Genomic DNA, 14,743 nt, shown 5'->3' on the forward strand with positions numbered 1-14,743 from the left:
TACCAATGCCCAATGCCCCATGCCCCATGCCCAATGCCCAATGCCCAATGCCCAATGCCCAATAAAAAGCAAAGCCCGCACTTAGCGCGGGCCAGAGCAAAGAAAATTAAAATTAGTTGAGTTTTATATTAGAGGTCGCCACCGCGAAAAGCTAGTACAAAAATTACCGCTGGGCCAGCTAGCATGATCAATGCTACGAACAATAGCTGAAAAATTACTTCCCAATTGATATTGGCTACAGCCTCAAACATTATTCCCTCCCAAAAAACTTAAAAGAATGTATTACTCTATTGTCAAACTCGGAATTAATCATATCTGGCGATCGCCAGTTAAATTTAATTTACTTAACAAAATTATAAGAAACCACATAAAAAACTAAGATGAACAAGATGTGTATGGCTGAATGCTTAAATAAGTAAAATAACTGTCATCAGCACCTTCTAGCAAGCTTCAGAACTTGATAACTGATAACTGATAAATAAAATAAAGGTATAAAAAATGTCAAATTGGCAATGTGTAAAACAATGTGGAGCCTGCTGTCATCTCGATCCTGAATACCGTCCAGACTTAGACGAGTATTTAAATCCAGACGAACTAGAACTTTATTTAAGTATGGTAGGTGAAGATGGATGGTGTATGAATTATGATCATAATACTCGCGAATGCCGTATTTACCCTGAGCGACCACGTTTTTGTCGAGTAGAACCAGACGTATTTGAAGATATGTATAGCATTAACTCAGAAGATTTAAACGATTTTGCCATTGAGTGTTGCCAACAACAAATAGAAGGCGTTTATGGCGATCGCAGTCTCGAAATGCTGCGCTTCAATCAAACTGTCGGGTATCTAGCAAAGTGAGTTGCAATCAGCCGTCAAATAAATTTTCGGCTCAAAGCTTAAACCCATTTTAATGGGTTAAAACCTGAGCCAGTGGGTTTTGAACCGACTTTAGCTTTCAGCCCAAATTTTAATTTAGGGCTAGGCACAAGATAGTACGATCAGTGGTTTTGTCTAAAAATAAAGATAAGTAAGTTGGCGCTAATATTTACAGCTAATTTATATTTCTTCATATACATTGAATTTTTCCCGCCGACTTACTTATTCTCAATCTAAAATCTAAAATCCAAAATCTAAAATTGCTAGAACTGGAGTGTAGGAACAAGTGAATGAGCAATTACAAGGGATCAACTTGTACTTAATAGGTATGATGGGTGCTGGTAAAACCACACTGGGGCGAATGCTAGCTCGTGAACTAAGATACGGCTTTGTAGATACTGATGATTTACTAGAAAAAGCAGCAGGAAAAACCATCAATCAACTTTTTGCTGAGGAAGGAGAAGCAGCATTTCGTCAGTTAGAAAGCCAGGTACTGGCGCAAGTGTGTGCTTTTACCAAGCTAGTCATTGCTACAGGTGGAGGAATAATACTGCGACGAGACAACTGGAGTTACCTGCATCACGGCATAATTATCTGGCTAGATGTAACAGTGGAAATACTATACAAACGTTTAGCAGAAGATACTACTAGACCATTATTACAAGATAGTGATCCTCAGGGAAAACTGCGATCGCTCCTTGAACAAAGACAAGCACTCTATAACCAAGCTGATCTGCGAATTACCATTACAGCAGAAGAAACCTCAGAAGAAATCATCAAAAGAATCATACAGGCTATTCCTAGCGTTCTGAAACAACCACAGGTTTCACCAAATGGTCATTAGTGGTTCGTGGTTGTACCAGATATGACCAGCACATTTGCCAATTTTGGTGATGGGTTCGGTAATTTTCGCTCAATGTCGAATTTTTGAGTTTGTTTACCAATGACATAGACGCGCAAGCGGCTTCTCGTAGAGTAGGACTTTTGACAAATGACGACCGTTGAAACATAAATTAGTTTACAACTTTCCATTGTCGGGGTTGGTAAAACAAAGATTGATTGGTAATCGTATTTGCTTTGACTGTAAATCTAAAAGATTCGACTGCATCAAAAGAGTAGGCGCCTTCTTTGATAAAAACTTTGGCATTGTATACACCAGGATTCAAGCAGCAAAAAGGCATATACATTTGTAATTCATTTTTTCCCGGTAGAACTTTTAAATAATTATTGTCGCTGGCTGCGGTGAGATATAAAATACGACCGTTTTCTCCTCCAATATCCGTAATTGTGACACAGAGATTAGCATTAGTTACTCTCCGATGTGCTTTGCATTCTACACACAGAGAAGCAGATGTGCCACTTATAGGTGTTTCTACAAAATTTCCTTGCTCATCTTTAAAATATACAGAAGTAATGTCTATACCTGTACTTTCACTTTCAGGTTTTTCTGGTAAAACCAAGTAACCTGTAGATTTTTCTGTACCAGCTAGACATAAATCTTCTTCATATTTACGGACAACAGTATCTATATCCCCAGCAGAAATCAAGCTACCTTTTGATATATAAACTGCCGAATTACAGACATTTAAAATTGCCGGAGGATTATGAGAAACTAAGATAAAGGCAGTACCATTTTCTCGAAGTTTAGCGAGTTTGCGATGACATTTCATTCTAAATTTGATATCACCAACTGCTAAGACTTCATCAATTAATAAAATATCCGGTTCAATATGCACAGCACAAGCAAATCCTAGTCGTGCAGCCATTCCAGAACTATAAGTTTGTACAGGTGCATCAATGGCATCGGCAATTTCAGCAAAGTCTATGACATCCTGAAATCTTTCTTCAATTTCTTTTGTAGATAGACCCAAGATCGACATATTAGCATAAATATTTTCTCGCCCTGTCAAAATAGGATTAAAACCTGCTCCCAAAGCAATTAACGGTGCAATTCTACCTCTAACTTTGACTCTGCCAGTATCAGGTTTAATCAAGCCACTAATAATACGTAGAATTGTACTTTTACCAGCTCCATTTGACCCGATTAATGCTAGGGCTTCTCCCCGATGGAGTTGAAAGCTAATATCTTTGAGCGCCCAAAATTCTTTTGGTCTTAAGGAATCACTTTTTCGATTCACACCAAACAATTCTGTGGTAATATCTTGAACACCGTATAACAAAGATTTTTTTAAGTTTCTACAAAATTTTTTCGAGACATTCTCTACTGAAATCACAACTTCAGCATCCTCTTGAGGCTGGGTAGAAAAATTTTGTTCGATTAAATTTGTCATAATTATGAACTAACTCTTTCGACTACGAAAGGCATAGCTAGACGAAATGTAATCCAAGTGAGTAGTAAACCGATAAAAGTAATGGCGCTGACTACCCAAAATCCTAAAGGTTCTGATACTATGCCTGTGGTTGCTAACTCTCTAGTTGTAACTAATAAAGGAGTAACAGGATTGAGCTTTACTAAAAATCTAAATATCCCATCACTCGGAATTTCATAAACTACTGGTGTTAAAAATAGCCAAAAACCTGTGACTAAAGTTAGTCCTTTAGACACATCTTGATATAGGATTCCGAAAGGAGCTAATAAAATACCGATAAATGTTCCGAGTAAAACTAAGTGAATTAATGCGACTGGCGTTAAAATCACTGTCCAACTTACAGAAACACGAAAGAATATAAATAAAGCAACGATCAAAATTACTTTAATGGCAAAGTTAAAAAATACTTCGCCTAGCTTTGCCAAAATTAATGCTTCGCGGGGAAAATTAACTCTGGCTAGCATCGGTTTAGCGACTGTCACTGCTTGTACTGGGCCGTTTAATGCTTCCACAAATGTTTGCCACAAAGCAGTGCTAAACATGACGTAAGCTGGATAGGGTATATCTGTTTTCCCAACATTGATGACTTGGGCATTATTGGCAAGGGTAAAACTTATTGCCATGACAATTGGGGGTAAAAAGGCCCAGACTATTCCTAAAAATGATTGACGGTATTGGGCGCTGATATCGCGAATCATGAGTCGCCAAGCGAGTTCACGAGAGGCGAGTAAGTCTCGCCACATTTGTTGGAATAATCGGAGGGGATGTTTCAGGCTACTTTCTGGTGTATGAATAACCTCATGTAGCTGAGATTTTGAACGCCTGTTATGCTTCAAAGTTTTCACCCTACTACACTGCATATATATATTTCCCTTCACAGGTAAGTGTTTTCCACTACCTTATGACTGAGGTATTCTCAGTCATGAGAATGTGATCCGGGAAAATTGTATTTTTATCTAGTGAACAATAAAAAAAGATTATCGCGATCGCAGTTTTCTGGCAATAATCTGCGGCACATACAGAGGATCATATGAAGATTTGATGAGGATTGATCGTAGAGTGCCAAAATATTTATTACTTGGGTTACAAGGATAGATAGCTAATTGAGGAGCTGCTTGAGAAATCAAATCAAGTTGATATTTGGCATTGAGGCGGCGATTTTCGGGGATACTGAGCATTAACGCATAGGTGCGAGCAGCGTTAACAATGGGAATTCTCTGGATATTACTAAGATCATACAACTGTTCTTTGGAACTTTGCCAACCAGCGAGGCGTTGTTCAATGTAAAATCTATCTCGCCAGTCCATGTGTTCTTGGGGAGTTTGTTTTACCCATTCTAACCATTCACAAATACCTGCGATCGCACTAGAATTTAATGGTTCGCCATAGGTGCGGGCAATGTATTGAGTGCAGATTTCGATATCATCTATGTTATCGGGAAAGCATTTGCGCCACATGGCTTTACCCACTTCAAAGCACCAACCACCCACAGAAATTCCGTCTAAAGAATCTCGTACACTTTGGAGAAAAGGTAAAGCGTCACCTTCTGAAACATGTCCTGCGGTGTGTTCGGTGACGAGTTCTTTACGGTTGGCTTTGCTGTTGCGTCCTTTTAAAAAGATGTGCTGATATCCAAGTTTATCTGCTAATGTGGCTGGTAGAATGCGATCGGCTACTGACATCCTGGCAGCAATCCGAGTGAAGGGTGTGATCTTGACATTACCACAAGATGCCATTGCTAATACCAGCCGTGAATCAACACCAGCGGAAAGTCCTAGCCAAACTCTATTCTCTAGTTGATAAAGTCGTCGTAGTGCTGTAATCATACTTTGGCTTAAAAGCTCCAAAGCTTGTTCATAGTCAAGTTCTGGATTGATTGGGGGTAGCAAAGGTCGGGAATGAATGCTACCATCTTTGAGGTGAATAACTTGACTGGGTAAAAGACGACTTATTTCCCCAAACCCAGAAAATGGCGGTGTAAACCAGGAAACTCCCCGTTGATAACATAACTGTCGGCAATCAGCCTTTGGTAAAAGTATATCGTTAAGTAAAGCTGGACTACTCGATACCCAAGGTTGACCATCGCGGGTAGTTCCATAAAAGCAACCGAGAAGTCCAGAAGCATCCATGTGTACCTGGCCCTTACCAATCAAGACCCAACGACCAGCCCAACTGGTGTAGAGTTTGGGTATGTCTTCACTAGCTGTCCGGGAAATCTCTGTTATTGGTTCTGATTGGGACTCTAGCGTTTCTACAGCCACTCCCAGAATTACCCAAGAAACTCCGTCAGCGTCCTTTGTCCAAGTGGCACGAAGTTCGGGACAATAGGAAATCCAAATAGAGTCGTCTAATCGGCAATAATGCCAGTCTTCATAGACAGCGAAAACTTCTGGTCCAATTATAAACTGGCGACGATGCGGCCGCATTAATAGGGATTGATTAGAAGGCACAGATTCTTTACTCATGGAGGTTGTGTCCTTGTTTTTTCAGGTCACACCCTGATTAACTTTGTGATGACAGTGTTGTAGATGTGGGTGGGGGTGGGGGCGGAACTTGATTTTTTTGTCCTTGCAAGTATCTCCTTGCATAGCGAGAGGTCAGATAATGGTTTAACGCTTTGTCCATTTCTCGGAGAATTTTCCCTAGTACGCGAGAACCAAATTTACCCAAAGGAATTTTACGGGCGAGGGGATTAACAATTGTCATATCTCGCCGCCATCCTAAGCGTTTGTATTTGTTTTGGAAATACTCATCTTCAGTGAGGTTCCACTTATCACGTAAACGCTTCAAGCTAGCTAGTTCCCAAGCATCGCTCCACCGCAGCATATAGAAGTGTAAGTCTGTCCATTGTAAGGGCGGCCCTGGTACGTAGGTGACTAAAGATTCGGGTTCTAGGTAGATTGTACCGCCAGCTTCATTAACCAAAATACACAAATCTACGTGTTCTTTCGTGTTCAGCAGTCCTTCATCCAGAAGACCAATCCTATCAAAGATTTCTCTACGTACGAGCATACAGTGAAACTCTGCCAATCCAGTTGGTTGGCGTTGCAGTTGGGGACGCACATCAGCTACTTTTCGTCCCTGCTTATAAATCTTCTCAATCATCCGCCGTCTGGTAGTCTCACCTTTAGTTTCGACTTTGACTCCAGATTCCCCACCTGCACAATGCACTTCTGTATGTAGGGGTAGGTATTGACAGACGAGGGGACTAACGATAGTTGCGTCGGTAGCTTCTGCACAGTCTACCAATGCTTGCAACCAGCCAGGTGTCACCGCGACATCGTTATCCATAAACACAACATATTTACTGTTGACTTGGCGTAAACCGATGTTTCTGGCGTGGTTAGGAGAAAGGTAGTGATTCGTGCGGATTAATTGAAACTGTTTTTCGGCTGCTTTTGCTTGCAAATAATTTTTGATGTCAGCAGGGGAACCGCCATCTACATAAATTAATTTAAAAGGATAATCTGTATTGTCGTAAATACTTTCCAAGGATTCACGGCTATAGCTAAAACGTTCACGGGGAACAACAACAATCGTTACCTCTGGTTCTGAAAATAAAGATTTATTCATAAATTATGCTCTTTTTTAAGTGGGGAATAAAACAAGCCAGTGTAACTGTTCTAAATTTTTTTGACTAGTAGTCCATATCACCTTTTTCCAATTGATTGAGGAGTAACCGGAGATCGTTGCAGATCATTCATGATAACTTGTTGATATATTTTGACTAGTTCATCATTGAGGTGATTGGTATCGTAGTGTTTTTCTACATAAGCACGACCAGCTTTACCCATTTTTTCCCATAATTCTGGATGCTCGATTAAATAAGTTAATTTATCTGCGATCGCATTTGCATCTTTTTCTGGAACTAAGAAACCAGAAATTCCATCCTCAACTAATTCCGGAATCCCTCCATGTCGAGTCGCAATCACTGGTAAACCCATAGCCATTGCTTCTTTGAGGGTATTAACCGGTGCATCCTGATTTCCATCTTTGGCTGTGACACTCGGAGCGATAAAAATATGTGTATTATCGATAATTTGAATAATTTCTTTTTGATTTTTCCAGCCTAATAGCTTAACTTGTTCTGCAACACCCAGTTCGATAATTACTTGCTCTAAATGTTCTTTTAAAGCTCCATCACCTACTATATTATATTCCAAGTTGGGATAGATTTTTAAAACTTTCGCAACCCCACGAATGCCATACTCTATTCCTTTCTTTTCCACCAACCGACCAGTTGTGGCAATAGAGATTTTGCCATCTTCTAGAGGCTGGCGTGTGCGAAAACTAAACCGACTACAATCTATTCCCGAACCGTGAACAATTATCTTTTTCTCGTCACACCCTAATTTAATCGCTCGCTGGCGGAAAAACTCACAATTCGCCAGGAAAAAATCTCCTTTGACAAACAATTGATTGTATACATTTTCTCCATATTCTTTTACATACCAGCTGATATCATAGCCCCGAAAAGTGGTAATTAACTTGCCTTCAATTGCACCGATTTCACGATAAATCATTCCCTCGTTGCCTTGGATACCAAATTGAGAGTGAATGATATCATATGATTCGCTATTTAATAAAGGGATAATAGAGTATAAAATCCTCAAAGACGCTGCCAGTTCATGATATCTAAAAAAATTCAGCGATCGCAGTATGACTAGTGGAGCTTTATAAAAATTTGTAATGATTAACCACAGTGCTTTTAATAGCCGCCAGAGTTTATTTTGAGGAAGATTCGGAGCATAAAAAGTAGATTTTAGCAAGTCATATTTTTCTACATCTGGATGATATTTAGCAGTATCATCAGGTCTATAACCGTAAATGTGAACTTCATGTCCTCGGCAAATTAGACCTGTAATCTGATTCAAAATAAATGTTTCCGATAGGACTGGAAATTTGTTGACGATGAAAGCTATTCTCATATGCTCATGCCACCACCTACTAGCTATTTATCAACAGCTATACTATCTGCTTGCGCTGTCAAGATGCACTTTGAAAACCGAATTATTTCTATTGGCAATAAATATAACAAAAGACACCGTAATTATTGTTTCATAAAAAAGCCGAATAGTTAAACTTTATTTGAAATGGAAAATACACAAGCCATCCTCTAACAGGATTTTGGATTGAACCCCATTGTAGAGACGCGAAATTTCGCGTCTCTACAAAGAAATTTCGCGTCTCTACATTTGGTGGAATGACGAAAAATCGTTCAATAAGGGATGATACCCCTGATTTGTCAGCGATATCCTTTAAGAAGTCGGAGATTTGAACACCCGCAACTGATCAAAATTAATGTGGTGAAGTCGCTAGGATCAAGAACAGTGAGTTTGCTGGGATGAAGTTCTATGTCTTTAACTGAGGAAATTCTTTCGCAATTACCGGGTGATGTTTTGGGGGGATTGCGTCGTAGCGATCGCATCTTAACATCGATCAGAGAAGGTAAAGCCCCAGTACCGACAGCAGTTCAAGAAAATCAGCAACAATTGGGTGCTGTCGATTGGGATGTTTTGATTTGCGGTGGTACTTTAGGGATTTTAATTGGTTGCGCCTTAGCTGTGCAAGGGTTCCGGGTGGCGTTACTCGAACGGGGGATATTGCGGGGAAGAGATCAAGAATGGAATATTTCTCGCCAAGAACTGGAAGTTTTTTTACAATTATCTTTATTAACAAACGCAGAATTAGAACAAGCGATCGCCACAGAGTACAATCCAGCTAGAGTCGGGTTTGACAATGGTGTAGAGATTTGGGTAGAAAATGTCTTAAATATTGGTGTAGATCCAGTGTATTTACTGGAAACCTTAAAACAGCGATTTTTGGCTGTGGGCGGAAAGTTATTTGAAAACACGCCTTTTAAAGAAGCAGTGATTCATCCAGATGGAGTCATAGTTAACAATCAATACAAAGCGAGATTGTTAATTGACGCCATGGGACATTTTTCTCCGATGATCCAACAAGCGCGACAAGGACAAAAACCAGATGCGGTATGTTTGGTAGTTGGGAGTTGCGCCCAAGGTTTTCCAGAAAATCACACTGGCGATTTAATCTTATCTTTGACACCAATTCAAAAACAGTGCCAATATTTTTGGGAAGCTTTCCCCGCCAGAGATGGTAGAACTACTTACATGTTTACCTATATGGATGCAGACCCACGACATATAGGATTAGAAGCTTTGTTTGAAGACTATCTGCGCTTAATGCCAAAATATCAAAATGTGGAATTGTCACAGTTAAAATTTCAAAGGGCGCTATTTGGCTTCTTTCCCTCCTATCGTCAAAGTCCAGTACACACACCCTGGAGTCGCATTCTCCCAGTTGGAGACAGCAGTGGGAATCAATCACCTTTAAGTTTTGGTGGTTTTGGGGCGATGGTGCGTCATTTACAGAGATTAACCCAAGGAATTGATGAAGCACTGCAAACTGATCAATTATCTGCCGATGCATTAGGATTATTGCAACCATATCAACCCAGTTTGAGTGTAACTTGGCTATTTCAAAAAGCGATGAGTGTGGGTGTCAATCAAAAAATTGCTCCAGAACAAATTAACGAATTGTTATCAGCAGTATTTCGACAAATGCAAGAATCAGGTGAGATGGTTTTAAAACCATTTTTACAAGATATAATCAGGTTTCCAGCCTTAACGCAAACCTTGTTAAAAACAAATTTTGCCCATCCTGGGATTGTGGTTAAAATCATTCCTCATGTAGGTTTACCAGCTTTGTTAAATTGGTTGATACATTACGGAAATTTAGGTTTATATTCTGCGTTGTTTTGGCTAAGTAAAAGTTTTGAACCCTGGGAGAAATATTTACCCAACACTTCTAAATATTATTTGCATCGTTGGGTTGATGCTTGGAAGTATGGTTCTGGTGGTGATTATGAGAACGGGGAATAGGGAACGCTGACAGGTGTGAGGGTATAAGGGTGTAGGGGTGTAAGTTTTGTAGTAGCGTGTCAAGGCTAAAATAGTGCAATAAATCTCTGATTCTTTCTCTGCGTTCTCTCTCTTGAAAAGCTTTGAAGTTCCCTCCGGGACGCTGCGCGAACGGAGGAAACCTCCGCTCAAACTTTTCGCTGCTTCCTCTGCGGTTTATTAATGCAACATTTTAGTCTAGACACGCCAGTAGGGTGCGTTATAGCTTCAGCCTAACGCACCGCCCATAACATGGTGCATTAAGCACTCATATTATGTTTCTCGCGAAAAATGATACTAAGATACGCGCCTAACAGGTTCAAATTTGGCGATCGCACCCTCGCAAATAAAATCTATACTGTTACCGGGTCAACTACTACAATCCCTTCTAGTGCATAGCGGGTGAAATCACTAGTATTAAATGTCAAAATATGAGTTACACCGTTGGCTTTCATGCTAGCAACAAGGCGAGCATCATGCACTTGCACACCTGATACACTGTATGTAACCACAAGCCTACGCCACTCAGGATAAACAGCAGGTGTCTCAGGCAATAATGAAAACAGACGTTCAATCCGTTGCAGCATTCGTTTTGCATCTGTGGGAGTCAAGCCAAAACCATTTCTTGCTATAGGTCTTGTGGCAACGTTCCAAAATTCGATACAGTTTTGCGATGAGATATATAGTGTGTGCTTATCAGTTCGTAGTTTTCGTATAGCAGTTTTTACGACTGGGTATCGTGGATCGCTGCGAAAAATAAAACGCAACAGAACGTTAGTATCTATAAGGTACACCACGTTTAAGGATGCTCCTGGTAAATACCCTCACGACTCACTGCATAATCTGATAATGGAAGTGCATCTGACCCAACACAAGCTGCAAAATCGTCAGCTAATTGGTCAGCAATTATCTCAAATTCATCATCATGAATTTCAGTATCTGTTTTTTGTCCTAGTAATGCTTCTACCGTTGGTGCAAATGCATCAGCTAATAGCTGTCGAATGGTTTGGGTGTCTTGACGTGCAATACTTTCTCGTAGTTTTTGCTCTAATTCTGGCGATAATTGCAGGGTTATTGTGGTCATACCTTAATAGTACGGCTAAGAGAACGGCTCAACTTTTTTCATCTTATCAAGGTAATCAACGACCATCGTTGGGAATAAGTTTCTGCGTTCGCATTCACTTCTATCAAAAAGCGATCGCGTTCTGATACCAATCTGCGTTCTAATTTAATTAAAAAAACTTGTTGAATTTCAAAGCGCTGGTTTGAGACATTGCAAAAAAGCAAGAGCTTCTGGGTGGGGCGATCGCACAAATTCGGCTGGGGTTCCCAACACTACCAATTCTCCCCCATACATTAAACCAATTCTTGACGCTAAAACAAAAGCTTCTTGAATATCATGAGTCACAAAAACAACTGTTTTACCTAATTCTTGTTGTAACCGTTTAAATTCTCGCTGCAATTCCAACCGCGTAATCGGATCAAGGGCGCCAAAAGGCTCATCCATCAATAATACAGGTGGATCGGCTGCTAATGCTCTGGCGACACCAACTCGTTGTCTTTGTCCTCCTGATAATTCATGAGGATACCTTTGAGCAAACTTTTCTGGTTCTAAACCCACCAAATGTAACATTTCATAAACACGGCTTTTGATTTGGTTGGGTTTCCAATTTTCTAGAGAGGGAACCAGACCCACATTCCGCTCAACAGTAAAATGGGGAAATAAACCTGTTTCTTGAATTACATAACCAATCTTGCGCCGCAATTTAATTTCATTCCATCGAGTTGTGGGAATATTGTTAAATAACACTTCGCCTTGGGTTGGTATGAACAAGCGGTTGATTAATTTCATCGTCGTAGTTTTACCGCTTCCACTACGTCCAAGTAATACCAGCGCTTCTCCTTGAGGAATACTAAAATTGAGATTTGCTACCAGTGGGCGATGGTTACGGCTAAAGGTGACATGGCGAAATTCAACAGCAATCTCCTGGGACATGGATAAATTTTTGTGGAGTTTGGTTTTCTGTTATTATCTAATATTTTGCTTTTGATTGCAGAAGATACGGGAAATATTCTTTGTGGGCGTCTTGGTGTTCACGAATGATTTTGACATACTGTAGTGCGATCGCATTCTCATACCATTTCACGTTAATCGTGATACACATAAATAATGCAGAGACGCGATATATCGCGTCTCTACAAAAAAATATGTTTCACTTTTAAAGGAAATTGGTATCAGATGACAAAAGAGGGGAATAGGGAACAGAGGTTTAAGAATTTCCTCTAACTAACATTTCACCGATCAAAAGCTAGTATCATTCCTTGAGTATAAAGTGACAAAATCTTCTGATATTCTGGCTTGACACGATGAATAATTTCATCCATTAAAATTTGATTCCATTGTTGTAATATTTCCCATTTCACTTCTAATTTTTCCATGACCATTACACATAAATCTACTAGTTCCTGTTCTACTGGTATGAGACTTTCTTCTAATACACATAGCCAAAGATAGGCTTGGAACATATTCAAGTCACGAATACTTGATTGTGCGACTATGGGAGTGTTTAATGAACCGCTACGACTACAATGATTAGGAAATAATTTTACTAGTTTATGATAAACAGCATGAGCAATATCTTCAGAAATAGGTAGCATTTGCTCTACAATCTTAAAGACAGGTGAGCCTAAATCATGTTTCGCACTTGCAACACATACTCTCTGCCAAGGAATTGCAACTTGCTCTTCAATAAAATTGATATATGGGCTGAGTAAAACTTTTTCAATAGGTGTAATTTGATTTAAGATGAATTTATTCGTAAATTTTAACTGCGTAGTCATAAAGCCTAGTGTACACCAGTCTTTACATGCCATGTGTTGCTCTTGAAATGCTATTAATGTCGGTTCCAATGTGGATGTTAATTCTTTGATTGCTGATATTCCGATTTCAGCAATCAAAACCTCCTCTAAATTAAGAGATGTTTGTGATACTTTTGTGATTAATGCAGTCGTATGAGATGCTTGTTTTTGGTAAAAATCTAGTAGAGCTTTATAAACAATCAGTGCAGAATCAGTAATTTTTTTGGCTTCGTTAAAATCTAAAACATTAGGAATATAATTATGTAGAGATTTTGTTTGTAGCCATGCCATTTGACTGTTGATATCTAATAAATTATTTTTTAATCTTGCAACAGTTTGCGCTCTACCTTCTGGTGAAACAGCTTCTGTCAAAGAAGCGATCAATATTTCTTGAGATAGGGATAGAGAAGATAAGTCAGGTATGTAACGTCTTACCCAAAGCTTAAGCAAGCATTCTACAGAAGGTGTCGTTACAATCTGAGTCGTTTTGAACATATATTTTGACTTTATTATCCCTATTTTTATTACTTTGGTGACAGGAAGTAAATTTACTATTTTTTATTTTTCAAGAGTAAAATAAATCAGACAATTTATTTGCTTTTGTTGATTCTCCTAGTTTCCAGGGAGCATCCCAAATGTTTAAAAAACCCGCCTGCGATTGAAATCACAGTCTCATAGTTCAAGTCTGCTGAAGCAGACTGTTTGATTTATTTAAGTCCTCTGAAGACGACTTGTGCTATTAGCTAAGGGTTTAAACCCTTAGCAGTTAAAAAAAATTGCGATGCTCCCAGCTTCCATTTGTTAATCTTGGCTTAACTTTGCGTCTATAATTTTCAAATGATTTATGTCACTTCTCAAAAAAATTTATATTTGTTTACATTTCATACTTGAATATTTGTATTCAAGGAATTCAATGGGTTGGGAATCAGAATCCACATAGCAACCCAGTTTCAGCAATTGATTACCTTGTAAAAAATTTTTTGGAAAGTTTCCGGAATAGGCTGGGGTGATTGAGTAGATAGCTATAGAGCAGTAAAACAATATTGCTCAGTTATATCTCAAGAGTTATACCGAATTCTTTAACTTTATCAATTATCTCAAAAACCCCTCAGCTATAGTCTTTCTCTAATATAGGAGAGAGCAAAGCCAAGATCCCCGACTTCTGTTGAGAAGTCGGGGATCTTGTCTCTCACGAGATGCTGTATGATCAGGATAACTGATAGTTTAGTAAATAATTTGACTTGAAATTAAGTAATATGACTGGCATATTGCACCAGTTGCAATCCGCCATAAAATGAATATAAATCAAGTAATATTTGATTTTTAATCTACAAGATATGTATAAAAGATTATTTATTGCTTTTATTTTGAGTGCGATCGCATTTTTATCTGTTCTGGTTATTCCTAGTCTAGCAACACCAAGCACAGCGATCGCGCAAAAGCCAACAATTAACTGCTCTCAAGCAACAACAACACCAGAATTGAAGTATTGTTCTCAACAATCATACGCAGCCGCAGACAAAAAACTCAATCAAACTTACCAAAAAGTCCTTGTAAATATAAAAAAAGAGCCAAAGCAACTATTAACCAAAGGACAACAAGCGTGGATAGTCTTTCGAGATAACATCTGTGATTTTGAAGTCTATGGTTCTCGCGGTGGGACAGGTTACGAAATTTTTCGCAACGCATGTTTAGAACGACTAACTAAACAACGCACCCAAGATTTAGAAAATTATCTACAACTCAGAGCTAGATAAA

15 protein-coding genes are annotated in these 14,743 nt (G+C 39.1%); 4 read left to right on the forward strand and 11 right to left on the reverse strand.

The window, feature by feature from the left end; all coding sequences use genetic code 11:
* Window positions 1-128: 128 nt before the first annotated feature.
* Window positions 129-251: a photosystem II reaction center protein Ycf12/Psb30 gene (gene psb30, locus B4U84_RS15355; RefSeq protein WP_009458857.1), complete on the reverse strand. Its 123-nt coding sequence runs from the start codon at window positions 249-251 to the stop codon at window positions 129-131.
* Between the two features lie 247 nt (window positions 252-498).
* Between psb30 and B4U84_RS15360 the strand changes: the two genes are divergently transcribed.
* Both B4U84_RS15360 and B4U84_RS15365 read left to right on the forward strand, forming a co-directional pair.
* Complete coding sequence (locus B4U84_RS15360) at window positions 499-858, forward strand: YkgJ family cysteine cluster protein (protein WP_131119214.1); 360 nt, start codon at window positions 499-501, stop codon at window positions 856-858.
* Between the two features lie 346 nt (window positions 859-1,204).
* Window positions 1,205-1,720, forward strand: coding sequence for a shikimate kinase (locus B4U84_RS15365; RefSeq protein ID WP_131120980.1), 516 nt, complete (start codon window positions 1,205-1,207; stop codon window positions 1,718-1,720).
* Between the two features lie 169 nt (window positions 1,721-1,889).
* Here the strand turns inward: B4U84_RS15365 and B4U84_RS15370 are convergent, their stop codons facing one another.
* The 5 genes from B4U84_RS15370 to B4U84_RS15390 form a co-directional block, all read right to left on the reverse strand.
* The gene (locus B4U84_RS15370) at window positions 1,890-3,167 is read right to left on the reverse strand and encodes an ABC transporter ATP-binding protein (protein WP_131119216.1); all 1,278 of its coding nucleotides are present in this window, start codon (window positions 3,165-3,167) and stop codon (window positions 1,890-1,892) included.
* Window positions 3,168-3,169: 2 nt separating this feature from the next.
* A complete protein-coding gene (locus B4U84_RS15375) occupies window positions 3,170-4,066 on the reverse strand; it encodes an ABC transporter permease (protein WP_131119218.1) in 897 nt (298 codons plus the stop codon).
* Window positions 4,067-4,183: 117 nt separating this feature from the next.
* Window positions 4,184-5,671, reverse strand: a complete 1,488-nt coding sequence (locus tag B4U84_RS15380; RefSeq protein WP_131119220.1) for an asparagine synthetase B family protein — start codon at window positions 5,669-5,671, stop codon at window positions 4,184-4,186.
* Between the two features lie 37 nt (window positions 5,672-5,708).
* Entirely contained in the window at window positions 5,709-6,779 is a 1,071-nt protein-coding gene (locus B4U84_RS15385) for a glycosyltransferase family 2 protein (protein WP_131119222.1), read from the reverse strand.
* Between the two features lie 77 nt (window positions 6,780-6,856).
* Window positions 6,857-8,134 carry a glycosyltransferase gene (locus B4U84_RS15390; RefSeq protein ID WP_131119224.1) on the reverse strand — a complete coding sequence of 426 codons (1,278 nt, stop codon included), beginning with the start codon at window positions 8,132-8,134 and terminating at the stop codon, window positions 6,857-6,859.
* Between the two features lie 426 nt (window positions 8,135-8,560).
* Here B4U84_RS15390 and B4U84_RS15395 point away from each other — a divergent pair, with 426 nt between their 5' ends.
* Window positions 8,561-10,108 (forward strand): FAD-dependent oxidoreductase, encoded by a 1,548-nt coding sequence (locus tag B4U84_RS15395; RefSeq protein ID WP_131119226.1) that lies wholly within the window; start codon window positions 8,561-8,563, stop codon window positions 10,106-10,108.
* A 371-nt stretch (window positions 10,109-10,479) separates the two neighbouring features.
* Here the strand turns inward: B4U84_RS15395 and B4U84_RS15400 are convergent, their stop codons facing one another.
* The 5 genes from B4U84_RS15400 to B4U84_RS15415 form a co-directional block, all read right to left on the reverse strand.
* Window positions 10,480-10,923 (reverse strand): type II toxin-antitoxin system VapC family toxin, encoded by a 444-nt coding sequence (locus B4U84_RS15400; RefSeq protein WP_131119228.1) that lies wholly within the window; start codon window positions 10,921-10,923, stop codon window positions 10,480-10,482.
* 2 nt (window positions 10,924-10,925) lie between these two features.
* Entirely contained in the window at window positions 10,926-11,210 is a 285-nt protein-coding gene (locus tag B4U84_RS15405) for a hypothetical protein (protein WP_131119230.1), read from the reverse strand.
* Between the two features lie 168 nt (window positions 11,211-11,378).
* Window positions 11,379-12,122, reverse strand: a complete 744-nt coding sequence (locus B4U84_RS15410; protein WP_131119232.1) for an ATP-binding cassette domain-containing protein — start codon at window positions 12,120-12,122, stop codon at window positions 11,379-11,381.
* A gap of 37 nt (window positions 12,123-12,159) precedes the next feature.
* Window positions 12,160-12,291 (reverse strand): hypothetical protein, encoded by a 132-nt coding sequence (locus tag B4U84_RS31945; protein WP_278248343.1) that lies wholly within the window; start codon window positions 12,289-12,291, stop codon window positions 12,160-12,162.
* A 130-nt stretch (window positions 12,292-12,421) separates the two neighbouring features.
* On the reverse strand, window positions 12,422-13,480 hold the full coding sequence (locus B4U84_RS15415) for a hypothetical protein (protein WP_131119234.1): 1,059 nt from the start codon (window positions 13,478-13,480) through the stop codon (window positions 12,422-12,424).
* 842 nt (window positions 13,481-14,322) lie between these two features.
* Between B4U84_RS15415 and B4U84_RS15420 the strand changes: the two genes are divergently transcribed.
* Entirely contained in the window at window positions 14,323-14,742 is a 420-nt protein-coding gene (locus B4U84_RS15420; protein WP_131119236.1) for a lysozyme inhibitor LprI family protein, read from the forward strand.
* Window position 14,743: the final 1 nt, after the last annotated feature.

This window comes from Westiellopsis prolifica IICB1 (assembly GCF_004323185.1).
Classification (GTDB): domain Bacteria; phylum Cyanobacteriota; class Cyanobacteriia; order Cyanobacteriales; family Nostocaceae; genus Pelatocladus; species Pelatocladus prolificus_A.

Excerpts from the sequence above, each read along its gene's own strand:
- B4U84_RS15405 (WP_131119230.1), bottom strand. The coding sequence starts at position 11,210 with ATGACCACAATAACCCTGCAATTATCGCCAGAATTAGAGCAAAAACTA.
- B4U84_RS15370 (WP_131119216.1), bottom strand. The coding sequence starts at position 3,167 with ATGACAAATTTAATCGAACAAAATTTTTCTACCCAGCCTCAAGAGGAT.
- B4U84_RS15365 (WP_131120980.1), top strand. The coding sequence starts at position 1,205 with ATGATGGGTGCTGGTAAAACCACACTGGGGCGAATGCTAGCTCGTGAA.
- B4U84_RS31945 (WP_278248343.1), bottom strand. The coding sequence starts at position 12,291 with ATGTGTATCACGATTAACGTGAAATGGTATGAGAATGCGATCGCACTA.
- B4U84_RS15395 (WP_131119226.1), top strand. The coding sequence starts at position 8,561 with ATGTCTTTAACTGAGGAAATTCTTTCGCAATTACCGGGTGATGTTTTG.
- B4U84_RS15415 (WP_131119234.1), bottom strand. The coding sequence starts at position 13,480 with ATGTTCAAAACGACTCAGATTGTAACGACACCTTCTGTAGAATGCTTG.
- psb30 (WP_009458857.1), bottom strand. The coding sequence starts at position 251 with ATGTTTGAGGCTGTAGCCAATATCAATTGGGAAGTAATTTTTCAGCTA.
- B4U84_RS15380 (WP_131119220.1), bottom strand. The coding sequence starts at position 5,671 with ATGAGTAAAGAATCTGTGCCTTCTAATCAATCCCTATTAATGCGGCCG.
- B4U84_RS15360 (WP_131119214.1), top strand. The coding sequence starts at position 499 with ATGTCAAATTGGCAATGTGTAAAACAATGTGGAGCCTGCTGTCATCTC.
- B4U84_RS15410 (WP_131119232.1), bottom strand. The coding sequence starts at position 12,122 with ATGTCCCAGGAGATTGCTGTTGAATTTCGCCATGTCACCTTTAGCCGT.
- B4U84_RS15420 (WP_131119236.1), top strand. The coding sequence starts at position 14,323 with ATGTATAAAAGATTATTTATTGCTTTTATTTTGAGTGCGATCGCATTT.
- B4U84_RS15375 (WP_131119218.1), bottom strand. The coding sequence starts at position 4,066 with ATGCAGTGTAGTAGGGTGAAAACTTTGAAGCATAACAGGCGTTCAAAA.
- B4U84_RS15385 (WP_131119222.1), bottom strand. The coding sequence starts at position 6,779 with ATGAATAAATCTTTATTTTCAGAACCAGAGGTAACGATTGTTGTTGTT.
- B4U84_RS15390 (WP_131119224.1), bottom strand. The coding sequence starts at position 8,134 with ATGAGAATAGCTTTCATCGTCAACAAATTTCCAGTCCTATCGGAAACA.